The organism is Roseovarius sp. (assembly GCF_040223625.1).
Taxonomy (GTDB): domain Bacteria; phylum Pseudomonadota; class Alphaproteobacteria; order Rhodobacterales; family Rhodobacteraceae; genus Roseovarius.
This window is the reverse complement of the sequence record NZ_JAVKFX010000065.1, coordinates 1-16,012: the sequence shown is the minus strand read 5'-3', so window position 1 is coordinate 16,012 and position 16,012 is coordinate 1. Positions and strand designations below refer to the sequence as shown.

General features: G+C 67.8%; 14 protein-coding genes and 1 pseudogene. 4 read left to right on the top strand and 11 right to left on the bottom strand.

Features of this window, described 5'->3' with window-relative positions:
• Positions 1–74: 74 nt before the first annotated feature.
• Positions 75–950, bottom strand: coding sequence for a 4-hydroxy-tetrahydrodipicolinate synthase (gene dapA / locus RLN94_RS18205; RefSeq protein WP_350127344.1), 876 nt, complete (start codon positions 948–950; stop codon positions 75–77).
• 156 nt (positions 951–1,106) lie between these two features.
• On the opposite strand from dapA, the gene RLN94_RS18200 reads away from it, so the two are divergent.
• Positions 1,107–3,074 carry a lytic transglycosylase domain-containing protein gene (locus RLN94_RS18200; RefSeq protein ID WP_350169394.1) on the top strand — a complete coding sequence of 656 codons (1,968 nt, stop codon included), beginning with the start codon at positions 1,107–1,109 and terminating at the stop codon, positions 3,072–3,074.
• Here the strand turns inward: RLN94_RS18200 and RLN94_RS18195 are convergent.
• The 4 genes from RLN94_RS18195 to RLN94_RS18180 all read right to left on the bottom strand — a co-directional run bounded on the left by RLN94_RS18195 (position 3,071) and on the right by RLN94_RS18180 (position 7,196).
• Entirely contained in the window at positions 3,071–3,925 is an 855-nt protein-coding gene (locus RLN94_RS18195; RefSeq protein ID WP_350127350.1) for a class I SAM-dependent methyltransferase, read from the bottom strand. The genes RLN94_RS18200 and RLN94_RS18195 overlap by 4 nt on opposite strands.
• Entirely contained in the window at positions 3,918–4,892 is a 975-nt protein-coding gene (gene speB / locus RLN94_RS18190) for an agmatinase (RefSeq protein ID WP_350127353.1), read from the bottom strand. The genes RLN94_RS18195 and speB overlap by 8 nt, the downstream gene beginning before the upstream one ends.
• Positions 4,889–5,722, bottom strand: a complete 834-nt coding sequence (locus RLN94_RS18185) for a C40 family peptidase (protein WP_350127356.1) — start codon at positions 5,720–5,722, stop codon at positions 4,889–4,891. Before RLN94_RS18185 ends, speB begins: the two co-directional genes overlap by 4 nt.
• Before the next feature lie 94 nt (positions 5,723–5,816).
• Positions 5,817–7,196: a leucyl aminopeptidase family protein gene (locus tag RLN94_RS18180; protein WP_350127359.1), complete on the bottom strand. Its 1,380-nt coding sequence runs from the start codon at positions 7,194–7,196 to the stop codon at positions 5,817–5,819.
• 239 nt (positions 7,197–7,435) lie between these two features.
• Between RLN94_RS18180 and RLN94_RS18175 the strand changes: the two genes are divergently transcribed.
• Positions 7,436–8,770: a tail fiber domain-containing protein gene (locus tag RLN94_RS18175; RefSeq protein WP_350127362.1), complete on the top strand. Its 1,335-nt coding sequence runs from the start codon at positions 7,436–7,438 to the stop codon at positions 8,768–8,770.
• Positions 8,771–8,885: 115 nt separating this feature from the next.
• Here the strand turns inward: RLN94_RS18175 and RLN94_RS18170 are convergent, their stop codons facing one another.
• Positions 8,886–9,314 (bottom strand): hypothetical protein, encoded by a 429-nt coding sequence (locus tag RLN94_RS18170; RefSeq protein ID WP_350127365.1) that lies wholly within the window; start codon positions 9,312–9,314, stop codon positions 8,886–8,888.
• Between the two features lie 102 nt (positions 9,315–9,416).
• Here RLN94_RS18170 and RLN94_RS18165 point away from each other — a divergent pair, with 102 nt between their 5' ends.
• Both RLN94_RS18165 and RLN94_RS18160 read left to right on the top strand, forming a co-directional pair.
• On the top strand, positions 9,417–10,067 hold the full coding sequence (locus RLN94_RS18165; protein WP_350127368.1) for a carbonic anhydrase: 651 nt from the start codon (positions 9,417–9,419) through the stop codon (positions 10,065–10,067).
• Positions 10,068–10,207: 140 nt separating this feature from the next.
• On the top strand, positions 10,208–10,618 hold the full coding sequence (locus tag RLN94_RS18160; protein ID WP_350127371.1) for a retroviral-like aspartic protease family protein: 411 nt from the start codon (positions 10,208–10,210) through the stop codon (positions 10,616–10,618).
• 131 nt (positions 10,619–10,749) lie between these two features.
• On the opposite strand, the gene RLN94_RS18155 is transcribed toward RLN94_RS18160, so the two are convergent.
• The 5 genes and pseudogenes from RLN94_RS18155 to RLN94_RS18135 form a co-directional block, all read right to left on the bottom strand.
• Positions 10,750–12,387, bottom strand: a complete 1,638-nt coding sequence (locus RLN94_RS18155; RefSeq protein ID WP_350127374.1) for a DUF4139 domain-containing protein — start codon at positions 12,385–12,387, stop codon at positions 10,750–10,752.
• Between the two features lie 38 nt (positions 12,388–12,425).
• Positions 12,426–12,719 (bottom strand): hypothetical protein, encoded by a 294-nt coding sequence (locus RLN94_RS18150; RefSeq protein WP_350127377.1) that lies wholly within the window; start codon positions 12,717–12,719, stop codon positions 12,426–12,428.
• A gap of 272 nt (positions 12,720–12,991) precedes the next feature.
• Complete coding sequence (locus tag RLN94_RS18145; RefSeq protein WP_350169389.1) at positions 12,992–14,014, bottom strand: aspartate-semialdehyde dehydrogenase; 1,023 nt, start codon at positions 14,012–14,014, stop codon at positions 12,992–12,994.
• A 75-nt stretch (positions 14,015–14,089) separates the two neighbouring features.
• A complete protein-coding gene (locus RLN94_RS18140; RefSeq protein WP_350127389.1) occupies positions 14,090–15,265 on the bottom strand; it encodes an MFS transporter in 1,176 nt (391 codons plus the stop codon).
• Positions 15,266–15,888: 623 nt separating this feature from the next.
• A pseudogene (locus RLN94_RS18135) lies at positions 15,889–16,012 on the bottom strand (IS110-like element ISRfsp2 family transposase); the annotation flags it as partial.

The window sequence follows — 16,012 nt, the reverse complement described above, 5'->3', positions numbered from 1 at the left end:
CAACCGGTTTGTGGCACTCGACCTGCCACCCGGACCAGGTCTGGACCCGCACGCGCTCCCGGCCGGATGCAGCCTCAGTTCATCAGCCCCGCGTGCCGCATCCCGTCCTCGACCAGCGCCTTGGTCTCGTCGCTCAGCCCGGTCAGCGGCGAACGCACCTCGTCGCTGCACAGCCCCAGAAGCGACATCGCGTATTTCACGCCCACCAGCCCCGGCTCGGTAAAGATCGCCTTGTGCAGCGGCATCAGCCGGTCCTGCGTTTCCAGCGCTTTCTGGTAATCCCCGGCAAGACACGCCTCCTGCACATCCGCCACCATCCGCGGCGCCACGTTCGCGGTGACCGAGATCACCCCCACGCCGCCCTGCGCGTTGAACCCGTGCGCCGTGGCGTCCTCGCCGGAAATCTGCACGAACTCCTTGCCGCAGGTGATCCGCTGGTCGCTGACCCTCGCCAGGTCGCCGGTGGCGTCCTTCACCCCGATGATCCGCGGCAGCTTGGCCAGCTCGCCCATCGTCTCGGGCGACATGTCGATCACCGACCGCCCCGGAATGTTATAGATGATGATCGGCAGCTCGCAGCAATCGTGCAGCGCGGTGAAATGCGCGATCAGCCCGCGCTGCGTGGGCTTGTTGTAATAGGGCGTCACCACCAGCGCGGCATCGGCGCCCACCTTCTCGGCATGCCGCATGAAGCGGATCGCCTCGACCGTGTTGTTCGACCCGGCCCCGGCGATCACCGGAATCCGCCCCGCCGCGGCGCGCACCACCTCCTCGACCACCGTCTCGTGCTCGGTATGGGTCAGCGTCGGGCTCTCGCCGGTCGTCCCCACGGGCACAAGGCCGTGGCTGCCCTCGGCAATATGCCATTCAACAAGTTTCTTGAGCGTCTCAAGATCCAGCTCGCCGTTCTTGAACGGCGTGACCAGGGCAGGAAAAGATCCTTTGAACATGACACGCTCCATTGTTTTGCGTTACTGTAGGGCCAAAAGGCCCGGTGAAACGCGCGCGACACTAGCGGCAAGGTGCCCATCTGCCAAGGTTGTGAATGGACTTGTCCCGCGCCGCGCGCTTAGGCTGGGCGTGTCTATCCTTTGCATGGGCCCGAAATGCAAGCCATGTTGCGCTGCCTTGTTGTCCTGTTGGCGTTTTTCACTCTGTCCGCTGCCTCGGCGGCACAGGAGGACGAGACGCGAATCGCCCCCCGCCCGCTGCAGCTGGCCTTCGGCGCCATCGCCAACGGCCGCTGGCAGAACGCCGTCCGCATCGCCGAGCGCGACGGGCCCGCCGCCGTGGCTCTGGTCGAGTGGATCCGCCTGCGCGAGGGCCGCGGCACGCCCGAGGAGGTGCTGGCCTTCCTCGACGCCCATCCCGACTGGCCCGGGCTCGACTACCTGCGCAAGCGCAGCGAAGAGGTGGTGGCCCACGCCGATTTCGACACGGTGCTGGATTTCTACGAGGATTACCGCCCGCAAACCGGCGACGGCGTGCTGAACTACGCCCGCGCCCTCACCGCCCGCGGTCACCAGGGCGAGGCCGAGGCGACCGTGGTCATGGCCTGGCACACGATGGACCTCTCCACCGCCGAGCATGACGCCTTCCTCGAGGCCTATGACGAACTGCTGAAACCGCATCACGAGGCCCGGCTCGAAATGGCCCTCTGGCGCGGCCTGCGCGACGTCCAGCAGATGCTGCCGCTGGTCGACAAGAAGACCCGCGCCCTCGCCGAGGCCCGCCAGAAGATCGAGCGCGGCGCCTCCCTGAAGAACAGCGACCTGCCCGAGGGCGGGGCGAAGGATGCCGGCATCGCCTACGAACGCTTCAACCAGCACATCAAGGCGGGCCGCAGCGACGACGCCATCAAGCTGATGCTGGAACAGAGCCGCATGGAAAACGGCCTGGGCGAGCCCGACCGCTGGGCCGGCTGGCGCCGCTACCTCGCCCGCGACAGGATGCGCGAGGGCGACATCGCCACCGCCTACCAGCTCGCCGCCATCCACCAGCTTGTCGACGGCTCGAACTACGCCGATCTCGAATGGCTGTCGGGCTATCTGGCACTCACCTATCTCGACGCGCCCGACCTCGCGCTCGACCATTTCCAGCGCTTCCGCGCGGCGGTGGAAACACCCATCTCGCTCGGCCGTGCCGGCTACTGGATCGGCCGCGCGCAGGACGCGTTGGGCGACCCCGAGGCGGCGCAGCTCGCCTACGCCTTCGGCGGCGAATACCAGACCAGCTTTTACGGCCTGCTCGCCGCCGAGAAGGCCGGCGTCCCGCCCGACCCCGCGCTCGCGGGCGTGCCCTCCGACCCAAACTGGCGCAATGCCGATTTCGCCCAGTCCACCCTTTTCAAGGCCGGCATCCTGCTGCTCAGGACCGACCGGCTGTCGCTGGCCGAACAATTCTTCGTCGCCCTCGCCGACACGCTCGACGTGGACGAGATCAACCGCCTCGGCCACGCGCTCGACACCCTGGGCGAGCCGCATCTGGAGGTGATGGTCGGCAAGGCCGCGGCCGAGCGCGGCCTCGTCGTCCCCGGCCCCTACTATGCCCTCCACCCGATGCGGAAGATGGACCTGCCGGTCCCGGCCGAGCTGGCCCTCGCCATCGCCCGCCGGGAAAGCGAATTCGACCACCGCGTCAAGAGCGGCGCCGGCGCGCAGGGGCTGATGCAGCTCATGCCCGGCACCGCCTCCGACATGGCCCGCGCGCTCGGCATGGCCCATTCCGGCGCCCGGGTGATCTCCGATTGGGAATACAACGCCACCCTCGGCTCGGCCTACCTGGCCGAGCTGGTCAACCGCTTCGACGGCAACGTGGTGATGGTCGCGGCCGGCTACAACGCCGGGCCGGGCCGCCCGCTGCGCTGGATGAAGGAATACGGCGACCCGCGGCTGGGCGAGGTGGATATCATCGACTGGATCGAGCATATCCCCTTCCGCGAAACCCAGAACTACGTCATGCGCGTCGCCGAAAGCCTGCCGATCTACCGCGCCCGGCTCGGGAAAGACCCGCTGCCGGTACCCTTCTCGGAAGAGCTTTCGGGCCAGACCCTGCGCAAGCTGGCGCTCGATTAACCCCGCCGCGCCCCGTAAAGCGTCAGCACCGCCGGAACCCGCACACCATCCCGCGTGGCATAGGGCTGGAAATCCTCCGCCAGCGCGTCGATGATCGCCGCCTTGTCCTCGGCCGTGCCGCCCTTCTCCATCAGCACCCGCGCCGCCGGGCCGAGATGGGCGGCAAACTTCGCCACATGCAGGACCGTCCCCATCGGCGTCAGGTCGACCGTCACCTCCTCGGCCGTCACCTCGCGCAGCCCGGCACGATCGAGAATGCCGCGCACATACTCCAGCTCGGCAAAGGCCGTCGGCCCCGGCGCGCGCGGATCCTCCGCCGCCACCTCGCCCAGCCGGTCGACCGCCGCCTGCCGCGGCAGGGAAAACCACGGGTTCCGCTCCATCCCGCTCCATCCGACGACATGCACCCGCCCGCCGGGCCGCAGCGCCTTGGCCATGTTGGCAAAGGCCGCCACCGGGTCGTCGAAGAACATCACCCCGAAGCGCGAGATGATCGCGTCATAGGCCCCCGGCTCGAACCCGTGAACCTGCGCATCCGCCACCACGAAATCGGCGTTTTTGCACCCGGCCCCGACCGCCCGCTTCCGCGCCGCCTCCAGCATCACCGGCGAGATATCGGCGCCCGTCACCCGGCCCTCCGGCCCGACCCGCTCCGCCGCCGCCAGCGTGCTCGCCCCGGTGCCGCAGCCGATATCGAGCACCCGCTCTCCCGCCTGCAGCGCCGCGGCGTCCAGCACACAGTCCAGCGCCGGCGCCATCATCGCGTCGAGCACGCGCGCATTCAGCACCCACTTTTCGCCCGATACGGACGCCCAGAACTCCGCCTGATCCCGGTTCGGCCCTTCACCCATGCGTCGCTCCCATCCGCCCGGCCATCACGCAGAGCAGCTCGAACATGATCGACACGCCAAGAAACGCCGTGCCCCCCGACGCATCGAAGGGCGGCGACACCTCCACCATGTCCGCGCCCACGATGTTCAGCCCCTCCAGCTCGCGCACTACCTGCAACGCCTGGAAGGAATTCGGCCCGCCCACCTCCGGCGTGCCGGTGCCGGGCGCGAAGGTGGGGTCGACGAAATCGATGTCATAGCTCACATAGGTCGGCCCGCTCCCGGCGATCTCGCGCGCCTCTTCCATCACGTCGGCGACGCCGCGGGCGTGAAACTCCTCGATCAGGATCAGGCGGATGCCGTTGGCCTTGGCGAAATCCCGGTCCTCGGTGTCGTACATCGTGCCGCGCAGGCCGATCTGCACCACCTTCTTCGGGTCCAGCAAACCCTCTTCCACCGCCCGGCGGAAGGGGGTGCCGTGGGTGTACATCGTACCGCCGAAATAGGAATGGAACAGGTCGGTATGGCTGTCGAAATGCACCATCCCCACCGGCCCGTCCTTGGCCACCGACCGCAACACGGGCAGCGAGGTCAGGTGATCGCCCCCGGCCGTCAGCGGCACGATCCCGGCCGCCATGACTTGGTCGTAGAACGCGGTGATCCGCTCCATGCTGTCGGGAATGTCCGCCGGGTTCGGCCCCACATCGCCCAGATCGGCACAGTTCACCGTCTCGAACGGGCGCATCCCGCTGGTCGCGTGCTGGGCGCGGATCATGGTCGAGGCATCGCGCAACTGCCGCGGCCCGTGGCGCGGGCCGGGGCGGTTGGTGGTGCCGCTGTCCCACGGCACCCCGATCAGGCCCACCTGCACCTCGCCGAACCTTTCATGCCCCGGCGGCACGTGGGGCAGCCGCATGAAGGTCGGCACCCCGGCAAAGCGCGGCAGGTCGAACCCCGACACGGGGTGAAAGAACGGATCGCTCGTCATCTGCCCCCCAGCCGCTTGCGCGAGGTCACCGGGCCATCGCCCTGCGCCTCGATCCGCTGCACCGCCGCCTCCAGCGGCTCGTAACTCACGGCCATGGCGAAGGCGTTGGCATGCAACAGCGTATCCCGGTCGACCACCCAGGCCACGTGGGTCTTCCAGAATAGCAGGTCGCCCCGCTCCAGCGGCGCATCCTCGGGCAGGGCATGGCCCAGCTCGGCCTCCTGCATGTCGCTGTCGCCGGGACAGTCGATGCCACAGGCAAGGCACGCCATCTGCACCAGCCCCGAACAGTCGATGCCGAAGCTCGTGTTCCCGCCCCACAGGTAGGGCGCGCCAAGGAACAGCCCGGCCACCCGCACCGGGTCGTCGGCCACCTCCTCCAGCGGCGACAGGTGCACCGCCGGCACGTATCCCAGCGGCGTCACGGCAAACCGCCCCTCCTGCCCGGTCACCGTCAGCATCGCCCCGTGGCTCAGCGCCGCCAGCTCCCGCGTCTTGAAATCCGCCACGCGGTAGATATGCGTGGCCCGCGCCGTCACCCGGTGCGTCGGCGCCTGCACGCCCGAAAGCTCGGCCGCGGGCAGGTAGCCGGTATAGCCGTCGCGCGCCGCCTCGACAAAGGACCAGCCGTCGCGCTCCTCGTAGACCGTCACCGCCTCGCCCAGCAGGAACTGCCGGTCCCGCGCCCCGCCCGGCGACCGCAGCAGATCGGCGACCGGCACCACCACCCGGGCCGGAACGCCGTCGGTGAAACCCTGCGCCTCGACCTCGCCACGCAGGCGGAGGGCGGCGACACGGCCATTGGCGGGATGTCTGCGCGGATCGGTCATGGCAGATCAGGGGCGCTGCCCCTCTTGGCCCCGGACGGTGTCCGGGACCAATTCACCCCAGGGATATTTTTGGCCAGAAGAAGCCATGTCCCCCTCATACCTTCAGAAGTCTCGGCAACGCCTCGAGCAGGGCCCGCGCGCCCATGCCGACCCCGCCCTTGGGCCGCGCCGGGCCGTTGCCGGTGCTCCAGCCGTAGATGTCGAAATGCGCGTAACGCGTGCCCCCGGCGAAGCGGCGCAGGAACAGCGCGGCGGTGATCGCCCCGCCGAAGCCCCCCTTGGGCGCGTTGTCCAGATCGGCGATGCCCGGCTCGATCAGCGCCTCGTAGGGCGCATGGAAAGGCAGCCGCCAGACCGGGTCGGCCACCACCGCGCCGGCGGCGTCGATCGCCGCGGCGAAATCGCCGTCATCGGTGAAATAGGGCGCAAGATCGGGCCCCACCGCCACCCGCGCCGCCCCGGTCAGCGTCGCCATCGAGATCATCAGGTCGGGGTCGTCCTCCGCCCCGAAGCTCAGCGCATCGGCCAGCACCAGCCGCCCCTCGGCATCCGTGTTGTTGATCTCCACCGTCAGCCCATTGCGCGCGGTCAGTATGTCGCCAGGCCGGAAGGCATTGGCCGAGACCGAATTCTCCACCGCCGGCACCAGCACCCGCAGCTTCACTGGCAGCTCCAGCGCCATGATCATGCGGGCCAGCCCCAGCACCGTCGCCGCGCCGCCCATGTCCTTCTTCATCAGCCCCATGCTGGCGCCGGGCTTGAGGTTCAGCCCGCCGGTGTCGAAACACACTCCCTTGCCCACCAGCGTCAGCGCCGGGCCCTCGCCGCCCCAGCGCATGTCGATCAGCCGCGGCGCCTGTCCCGCCGCCCGGCCCACCGCGTGGATCATCGGGAAGTTCCGCTCCAGCAGCGCCTCGCCCCGCACCACCTCGATTTCCGCGCCGAAATCCTTTGCCAGCCCGGCACAGGCGGCCTCCAGCTCCTCCGGCCCCATATCCGCGGCCGGCGTGTTGATCAGGTCGCGGGTGAGCGCCTCGCCCTCGGCAATCGCCACCAGCCGCGCCGCATCGACCCCCTCGGGCGCCACCAGCCGGGCCTTCGACGGCGACTGGTCGCGATACCGGTCGAAGGCGTAGGCCGTCAGCAGCCAGCCCAGCGCCTCTTCCACCGCGCGGCCCTCCGGCAAGCCCTCCAGCCGGTACGCCCCCTCGGGCAGCGCCGCCGCCGTCCCGGCCAAGTGAAACCGCCCGCGCGCCCGCGCCTGCTCGGTGCCGTACCCGGCGAGCGCCATCGCGATCTGCCCGTCCTCGCCCGGCACCAGCAGCGTCGCGCCCGGCGCCCCGGTGAACCCGGCCGCCCGCACCCAGCCGGCCACGCGCCCGGGCTGACCGTCACACCAGCTCTCCACCTCCTCCTGCCCGATCACGTGCAGCGGAATGGCGGGCGCGTCGGCCGGGGCAAACTCGAAGGACATGGGCAAATCTTTCCGGTCAGGTCTGGGCGTCGGCCACAGCCTAGCCGCCCGCGCCGCGCCTGCAAGCCCTTCCGTCGGCAAACCGCCCGGCCCGGCCGATGTGCGTCACCGCACCGGAATGGCTTTGACGTCAGGGCAACCCGTGCTAACCTCGCCTATCAGACCGATTTGCCCGGCTGATCGGGCCCCCGTCCGAACGACGCACAGACCAAAACAGAATTCTACAAGGACGTTTTCCCATGACCCGCCGTAGCCTCCTGCTCGCCACCACCGTCTCGACATTCTGCGCCATGCAGGCCCATGCCGCCGGCCCGAACTTTTCCAGCGACGTCTATGTCGACGGCAGCCTCTGCGTCGGGTCCGACTGCGTCTTCGGGCAAGGCTTCGGGTTCGACACGGTCATCCTCAAGGAAAACAACCTCCGCGTCTTTTTCGACGACACGTCGGCCTCTGGCTCTTTCCCCGCAAACGACTGGGGGCTCCACGCCAACGACACGAGCAACGGCGGCGACAACTACTTCGCCGTCGTCGACCGCACCGCCAACCGGCAGGTGTTCCGCGTCGATGCCGGCGCCCGGGCCAACGCGCTCTACGTCGACAGCCAGGGTGACCTCGGCCTCGGCACCTCGATCCCGGCTGTCGACATCGACGTCAAGACAGGCAACACCCCGACCCTCCGCCTGCAGCAGGACACCTCTTCGGGCTTCGCCGCCCAGACATGGGACCTTGCCGGCAACGAAACCAGCTTCTTCATCCGCGACGCGACCAGCGGCTCGACCCTGCCCTTCCGGATCATTGCCGGCGGCGCGCCCTCCAACGCACTGATCATCGACGCGACGGGCGATGTCGGCATTGGCGCCGGCACCGACCCGCAGGCCCCGCTCGAGATCGAACGAAGCGACAGCTACGTCTTCATGCGCATGACCGCCACAACGGCCAGCCCCAACCAGTCGGTCGACGTCACCTATACCGACGGCGGCGATTCGGGCGAGCTGCGCTACAACATCGTCGATGGCGACGGGCCCGAGATGTCGCTCGACCACAACGGCGCGCTCGAACTGACATCCTCGGAAAGCTTCAACAACCTCAGGCTCACGGCCACCGGCGCCTCGCCCAACTCCAGCGCCGACGTGACCTTCACCGATGCCGGCGCCGACGGCGAGCTGCGCTACAACATCGTCGACGGCGACGGCCCGGAAATGAGGCTCGACGCCGCCGGGAACCTGACGATCACCGGCTCGCTCAGCCAGGGCTCCAGCCGCGCCCGCAAGACGGCGATCACCCCGGTCGATCACGCCGATATCCTGCAGAAGGTCACCGCCCTTCCGGTCGCCAACTGGAGCTGGAAGGACGCCGAGGAGGTCCGCCATATCGGCCCCTTCGCCGAGGATTTCCACCGCATCTTCAGCACCGGCGACTCCGCGCACACCATCGCCACGCTCGACGCCAGCGGTGTCGCCCTGGCGGCGATCCAGGCGCTCGCCCACCGCACCGAGACGCTGCAGGACCGCACGACCCGGCTCGAGGCCGAGAATGCCGAACTGCGCAGCCGCCTCGAAGCGCTAGCTGACTGATCGGGCCCGACGGATCGGGCCCGACTGACCCACGAAAGGTAGCGCGCTCACACTCACCGCGTCGCCTGCAAGAGCCCGGCACATCGTGGCCGGGCTCTTCGCTTGCCGGCCCGCCTCAGTAGGCCGGCACCTCCCAGATCTCGGTCAGTGACGTCTCGCCCACCCGCAACAGCCGCGCCAGCACCGCCGCCAGCGCCACCGCGTCGCCGGCATCCGAACAGCCGCTCACGTCGCGCGCCACCCGGGCCAGCGCCTCCATGCCAAGCTGATCGGCAATCGCGCCAAGGCTGCGGGCGCATTTGCGCATCTCGCCCGTCTTGCCCTGCCGGTAGAACCGCTCGACATGGGTCAGCCTTGCCGCCAGCTCCTCCAGCGCCCGGCACACCACGTCCTCGGCCTGCTGGTGGCCAAGCTGCAGGTACAGCTCGTCCAGCCGGTCCGGATCAAGCCGCACCCTCTCACTCTGTTTCAACAGCGTCACATGCTCCACGGTCACACCCCATATTCCAAAGCCCCCCAAGGCCCAGGCGCCACCTTCCCCCATCGCGGTTCCCAAATGGTTGCCCGCGGGGTGATTTCTCGCTCGAATCTTAGGTGAATTCGGGCTATCACCACGCGTTGAGAACAGATGCGAATGAGGGACGTCATGGATAACGCGCGGCCGCTGCCCGGCTATCTCGTCGAACGCTACCACGGCTGGAAGGCCACCAAGTACAAGGACAACGCGGCCTGGTACCGCCACCTCGCGCAGGAGGGGCAACACCCCCGCGCAATGGTGATCAGCTGCTGCGACAGCCGCGTGCACGTCACCTCGATCTTCGGCGCCGACCAGGGCGAGTTCTTCCTGCACCGCAATATCGCCAACCTCGTGCCGCCCTACGTCACCGACGGGGCCCAGCACGGCACCTCGGCGGCGGTCGAATACGCGGTGACCGCGCTCAAGGTGGCGCATGTCATCGTGCTCGGCCATTCCAACTGCGGCGGCGTCAAGGGCTGCGAGGAGATGTGCTCGGGCAACGCCCCGGCGCTCGAGGAAAAGACCAGCTTCGTCGGCCGCTGGATGGACATCCTCCGCCCCGGCTACGACCGGGTGAAGAAGATCAAGGACCCCGCCGAACGCACAAGGGCGCTCGAGAAACAGGCCATCCTCGTGTCACTGGAAAACCTGATGACCTTCCCCTTCGTGAAAGAGGCGGTCGACAAGGGCAACCTCACCCTCCACGGCCTCTGGCACGATATCGGCGAAGGCGGGGTGGAACAGTACAACGCCGAGAAGAAGGTGTTCGAGGCGATTTGAAGGGGCGGGGGTGTGGGCACGTGAGGGCCAGCTGTGGGCTCGGATTGGCATGTCCGGTTCGAGCACACAGTTTTGAATCCTGCGCTGCAAACGATAGTCCGCGCTTCGCTTGTAAAAGTTAGTAACATTCAGATTGGTGCATGCCGACACTTTCTTATACTCGAACGAACCGACTACCCATCATTGATGTGACAGTTCGCTATCATCCGCTCCATGGTGTCGCGCATTCATCAGGAGGGATACCCGAGGCGAGGGTTCGTGCCTTGATTGACACCGGCGCAACCCACGTTGTCCTTCAGCCAGAGATTGTACAAGCCTTGGACCTCCCATTTGCAGCTAACATTAACAACACGGTCGTGGGGAGCGCGGTCCACAACGTGCCAGGCCATGCGGGAGATGTGGTTTTTGGAGACCATCCCACCTATACGGTAACTGATGTGATAATCTTGTCGCAGGCACTGAGTGGATACGATATGCTCATCGGATGGGACGTGCTCCGCTTCACGGATTGGTCGTTTCAACGCGATGAAAGCTTCAGCCAATCTTGGTAAGCTGACGACGTAGTGGAGACATCAGACGTCCGGTCGCGTGTCACCGGCCGTTCCCCACGGGACTCACCGCGTCCCTGCATCATTCAAAGCAAAAGACTGGCGCCCCCAGGGCCCGACAACCCTCTCTCAGATCACTGCAGTACCATCCCCTCCGGCCATTCCAGCGTATGCGTCAGGGTGATCTCCTTCTCCTCGCCCGCAGCGATCTCGAAATCCCACGCCAGCACGCCACGCTTGCCGTCCACGTCCATCTCCGAGGCATGCGGCGCGGCGTTCCACTCGATCTCGAGGTCTTCCTGCTCCGAATAGGGCACCCGGTCCAGCACCCGCATCGGCCAGGCTTCCCCGGTCAGGTTCTCGATCTCGATCCGCACCTCCTCGGTCAGCTCGGTCGAGCGCGAGATCATGCCGCGATCCCCCTCGTTCCGGCCCAGCACCGTCCGCTCCAGCCGCAGCCCCTCGATCGGCCCGAAGGACAGCTCCGCCTCGCCCCCCGCGGGGATCAGGTCCAGCGGCCGTGTCCCGATGAACCGCCCGTCGAGGTAGAAGCTCGCCTCGTGCGTCGGCAGGATCAGCTCCTCGGCCTCGTTGGTGAACTCCGCCATCAGGTAGGCGTTCGTATCGGTCAGCGGCACCGCCTGCGCCACCATCTCGGCCTCGGCCTGCAACGTGCCCAGCGTGATCCGCAGGTTGTCGGCGCCGGTGGCCACGTCGACCGTCTCGGGATAGCTGTAGGTCACCGACAGCCCGTCGAACTGCGCCGCCGCCTGCACCGGCGCCGGCGCCATCGCCGCCTCCTCCATCGCGCCGTCCGCGGCATAGCCCGCCTCCGGCTCGGCCCGCACCAGCGGCTTGGGCATCGGCACCGGCACCTCGGGGTCGAAGATCCGCCGCAGCCACGGCCAGACCTCGCCCGGCACCACCTGCTCGGTCGGCCGCGTGGTCGACAGCGTGAGCGCCACGTCGCTCCAGTTCTCGCCGGTCTGCTGATAGACCAGCGCGCCCCGCTCGATATCCAGCGCGCCCGTCTCCCGCTCAAGCCGCAGGTCATAGACCGGCTGCCAGCCCGCCTCGTAGATATTGTAGGTCACCGTCAGCGTGCCTTCCGCCGGCGCATCCGACCGCACCGCCACCGCCAGCATCGCGCGGTCCTCCCGCTCCGGCACCAGCGCCGCCAGCGCCTGCCGGGCCCGCTTCAGATCCTCCTGCAGATCCTCCAGCTCCCGTGCCGCCGCCTCGGCCCGGCGCCGGGCGCCCTGCGCGGCCTGCAATGCGGCCAGCGTCTCGCTGCCGATCATCTCCGACAGCGCCATCAGCTTCTCGACATCCAGCGCCGCCACGCCCTCGCCCTTGCCGAGCGACTCCAGGAACTCCACCCGCGCCTCGGCCGCCTTCGCCTCCAGCCGGATCGACTCGATCGCCGCCTGCCGGTTCCGCAACTCCTCTTCCAGAAGCTCGACCCGGTCCTCCGCGGCCTGGATGGCGGCATTGGTCTCCTCCGTCCGCGGCGGCACGAAATCGTTGCGGGTGCTGACACTGCCCATCTGCGCCCCCTCGACCGCCACCCGGACCGAGGCCAGCGGCGTGTTGCGCGGCAGGTCGGTCAGCACGAGCTGATGCGCCCCCGCCGGGGCGCTGAACGGCACCCGGCGCGTCACGGTCGCGCCGTTGGGGTAAAGCGTGACGCCGGTGACATCACTGGCCAGCGGGATATCCTCGGCCAGCACGGCCGTGGGCAGCAGGGCAAGGGCAAAAGCGAGACGTTGCATGGGGAAAGCTCCTGGGTGTTTCGTGTCGACTATCTCCATTAGACGCGGCCCAAGACAAGGTCCTTGGCGGGCCTGCGCAAATTTACGCATATTTCATCAAACCGGTGTCTGATCGGGGGATGAGCGAAACCCGGATCGAGATTCTCCTGCACGACGACTTGCACCGCGCGGCCAATGCGCTGGCCGCAAGGCGAGACATCTCCGTGGGTCAGCTCGTCCGCGACCTGCTGGCCAGGGAAATCACCTGCGCCCGCAACGCGAAGCCGCCCGTAAGGGCGGATGAGCGGCTCCTCGCGCCCTTGCGCGCGCGCCTCGCAGATGACCTCGCCCATGCGCGGGACTGGTCCGATCTCGAGCGCCGCCTGAACGCGAAGGGCTATGCCCTCCGCGCCGCCTCTGCAAGGCGTCCGAACTGGGCTTCAGCTATGCCCGCCTCATGCGCCGCTTCGGCGCGCCCTTCCCCGGCCACAGCCATACCTGGCTGGCCGAGCGCATGCTCTCCCCCGCCCCTCGGGACGAGGACTGCGAGGTGATCGAACCCTTCTGACCCACGCAAAAAGGGCGCCCCGAAGGCGCTCCTTTCGTACCTCTCATGACGCGCCCCTCAGGCCTTCTTCAGCACCCGGTTGCCCAGCGTCTCGGCGATCTGCACCGCGTTCAGCGCCGCGCCCTTGCGCAGGTTGTCACTGACGCACCACAGGTTCAGCCCGTTGTCGATCGTCGGATCCTGCCGGATGCGGCTGATGAAGGTGGCATAGTCGCCCACGCATTCGATCGGCGTGACATAGCCGCCATCCTCGCGCTTGTCGACGACCATGATGCCCGGGCTCTCCCGCAGGATATCGCGCGCCTCGTCCTCGTCAAGGAACTCCTCGGTCTCGATATTCACCGCCTCGGCATGGCCCACCAGCACCGGCACCCGCACGCAGGTCGCGGTCACCTTGATCGACGGGTCGATGATCTTCTTGGTCTCGACCACCATCTTCCACTCTTCCTTGGTGGAACCGTCTTCCATGAACACGTCGATATGCGTGATCACGTTGAACGCGATCTGCTTCTGGAACTTCTTAGGCGCGATCTCGCGGGTCGGGTTGTAGATGTCCTTGGTCTGGTCCCAAAGCTCGTCCATCCCTTCCTTCCCGGCACCGGAAACGGACTGGTAGGTGCTCACCACCACGCGCTTGATCTTGGCGCGGTCATGGATGGGCTTCAGCGCCACGACCATCTGCGCGGTCGAGCAGTTGGGGTTGGCGATGATATTCTTCTTGGCATAGCCCTCGACCGCCTCGGGGTTGCACTCCGGCACCACCAGCGGAACGTCCGGGTCGTAGCGGTAGAGCGACGAGTTGTCGATCACCACGCAGCCCGCCTTGGCGGCCTTAGGCGCATAGGTCTTGGTCGCGTCCGAACCAATGGCGAACAGCGCGATATCCCAGCCTGTGAAATCGAACGCGTCCAGGTCCTGGGTCTTGAGGGTCTTGTCGCCAAAGCTCACCTCGGTGCCCAGCGACCGGCGCGACGCAAGCGCGGCGATCTCGTCCACCGGGAACTGGCGCTCGGCCAGGATGTTCAGCATTTCACGGCCCACGTTCCCCGTGGCACCCGCGACGACGACCTTGTATCCCATAGTTCAGACTCCTGATCGGAATGGATCAACGGCGGCCTGCATACAGCCTCCGCCTCCCGAGTGAAAGCGGTTATCTCATTCCATCGTGTCGCGACTGAAAAGATAGATCACCAGCCCCAGCAGCAGCGCGCCCCCGAACACGGCGAACAGCGTGGCATAGGCCACCGACGCCCCGGCCTGTGCGGTCACCGCGGCATGAAGCGGGCCCGAGCCGAACTGGGCCACACCCGCGCCGCCGATCCCGAACATGTTCATCAGCGTCACGCCGCGCCCGGCAAGGTGGGGCGGAAAGAACCCCCGCGAATGGGCGATGATCATCGGGAAGGACGCGCCGAAGAAGCCGATGGCCGCGCACAGCACCACGACCGTCGCGATACCGCTCTCTGCCAGCACCGCCAGCAGCAACATGCAGACGGCCGCCAGAAGGTTGCCCGTGAACACCACCCACTTGCGGCTGCCGAACACCCGGTCCAGCGGGCCATAGGCCAGCGTGCCGGCGATCATCGCGATCCCCATCACCAGCGTCGCCTGCCCCACCTGCCCGGTATCGAGCCCGTGGATATCCGCCAGGTACGGCCCCATCCACAGCCCCCGGATGGCGGCCGAGGGGGCGTAGGCGATGAACATCAGCGGCATGATCGCCCACAGCACCGGCATCCGCAGCAGGTCGGCCAGCGACCCTTTCGCCTCGCCCTCGGGCGCCTCCGGGTCGCGCACCCACGCCCCGATCCCCACCGAGACCAAAAGCGAAATCCCCGCCAGACCCCACAGCGCCGCCCGCCATCCCATCGTCTCCGCCGCAAAGGCCATCGGGTAGGAAGCGACAAGATTGCCGACCGAGCCCACCCCCAGCATCAGCGCCGCCAGCGTGGCGAACCGCGCGGGCGGAAACTGCCGGGCGAAGATGTAATAGGACGCCATCAGCACCGGCGAACAGCCGATCCCGATCAGCACCATGGCCAGGTCGATATGCCAGCCCTGCGTCGCCACCGCGAACAGCGCCGCCCCCCCGCCGCCGCCGACGCCCAGCAGCACCGAGGCGCTCCGCCGCGGCCCGATCCGGTCCAGCGCCCAGCCCACCGGAAGCTGCATCAGCGCGAAGGTCACGAACCACAGGCCCGAGGCAAAGGACAAATCCTCCGCCGTCACGCCCAGATCACGTCCCAGCGGCTCGCTCAGAACGGCGAGGAAGGCCCGGAAGAACTGGCTCAGCACGTAGGCCAGACAAAGAACGGCAAGCCGCACGCGCATCGTCAACTCCATTTGTGGTCGCGATTACGTCGCACGGACACCCGCAAGGCGCAAGCCCACCCGGCGCGCCCCTTCCCCCACCGTCCCGGCTCCCGAGCCGACCTCGACCCACGCCCTCCCCGTCCCGGCCCCCGAGCCGGGACCTCGTCCCGTATGAGGCCCCGGCCCGGACCCGCGACAAAGCGAAACCACGCCAAACCCTCCGTCCCACATGAGGCCCCGGGTCGGGCCCGGGGCGGGCAGATCAAGAACCGCTGCCAACCGGCAACGACACCCCGAGTTTCGGTCCCGTCCCGCCATCGCCGCCACGCTTAAGCACGGCTCTGTTCCAAGCGCGTGCCAATCCGCACCGGGGGCAAATCCAACCCCCTTCGCCCCCTCGACAACCACTTTCCCCGACCCGCCCCCCGAACCGGGACCTCGACCCACACCCTACCCGTCCCGGCCCCCGAGCCGGGACCTCGCCCCGTATGAGGCCCCGGCTCGGACACGCGACAAAGCGAAACCACGCCAAACCCTTCCGGGCGGACCACTCCCGCCGCCCGGTCTCCCGCACCGACGCAATACCGACAAAATACCGACGTTATACCGACGTCGAAATCGCCCCGTAGCAACTGTCTTTCTCATCCCGCCACTGGCCGGTGCTCCCTCTGATCCCGCAGCATGGCATTGAGGATAGTGAGCAGCTTGCGGGCGCAGGCGATGATGGCGAGTTTGACGGGCTTTCCCGCCTCCTGCAGCTTGCGG

What these genes read in the sequence shown, in the direction of transcription:
- dapA (WP_350127344.1), bottom strand. Translation starts at nt 950, where the DNA reads ATGTTCAAAGGATCTTTTCCTGCCCTGGTCACGCCGTTCAAGAACGGC.
- RLN94_RS18200 (WP_350169394.1), top strand. Translation starts at nt 1,107, where the DNA reads ATGCAAGCCATGTTGCGCTGCCTTGTTGTCCTGTTGGCGTTTTTCACT.
- RLN94_RS18195 (WP_350127350.1), bottom strand. Translation starts at nt 3,925, where the DNA reads ATGGGTGAAGGGCCGAACCGGGATCAGGCGGAGTTCTGGGCGTCCGTA.
- speB (WP_350127353.1), bottom strand. Translation starts at nt 4,892, where the DNA reads ATGACGAGCGATCCGTTCTTTCACCCCGTGTCGGGGTTCGACCTGCCG.
- RLN94_RS18185 (WP_350127356.1), bottom strand. Translation starts at nt 5,722, where the DNA reads ATGACCGATCCGCGCAGACATCCCGCCAATGGCCGTGTCGCCGCCCTC.
- RLN94_RS18180 (WP_350127359.1), bottom strand. Translation starts at nt 7,196, where the DNA reads ATGTCCTTCGAGTTTGCCCCGGCCGACGCGCCCGCCATTCCGCTGCAC.
- RLN94_RS18175 (WP_350127362.1), top strand. Translation starts at nt 7,436, where the DNA reads ATGACCCGCCGTAGCCTCCTGCTCGCCACCACCGTCTCGACATTCTGC.
- RLN94_RS18170 (WP_350127365.1), bottom strand. Translation starts at nt 9,314, where the DNA reads ATGGGGGAAGGTGGCGCCTGGGCCTTGGGGGGCTTTGGAATATGGGGT.
- RLN94_RS18165 (WP_350127368.1), top strand. Translation starts at nt 9,417, where the DNA reads ATGGATAACGCGCGGCCGCTGCCCGGCTATCTCGTCGAACGCTACCAC.
- RLN94_RS18160 (WP_350127371.1), top strand. Translation starts at nt 10,208, where the DNA reads ATGCCGACACTTTCTTATACTCGAACGAACCGACTACCCATCATTGAT.
- RLN94_RS18155 (WP_350127374.1), bottom strand. Translation starts at nt 12,387, where the DNA reads ATGCAACGTCTCGCTTTTGCCCTTGCCCTGCTGCCCACGGCCGTGCTG.
- RLN94_RS18150 (WP_350127377.1), bottom strand. Translation starts at nt 12,719, where the DNA reads ATGGGCGAGGTCATCTGCGAGGCGCGCGCGCAAGGGCGCGAGGAGCCG.
- RLN94_RS18145 (WP_350169389.1), bottom strand. Translation starts at nt 14,014, where the DNA reads ATGGGATACAAGGTCGTCGTCGCGGGTGCCACGGGGAACGTGGGCCGT.
- RLN94_RS18140 (WP_350127389.1), bottom strand. Translation starts at nt 15,265, where the DNA reads ATGCGCGTGCGGCTTGCCGTTCTTTGTCTGGCCTACGTGCTGAGCCAG.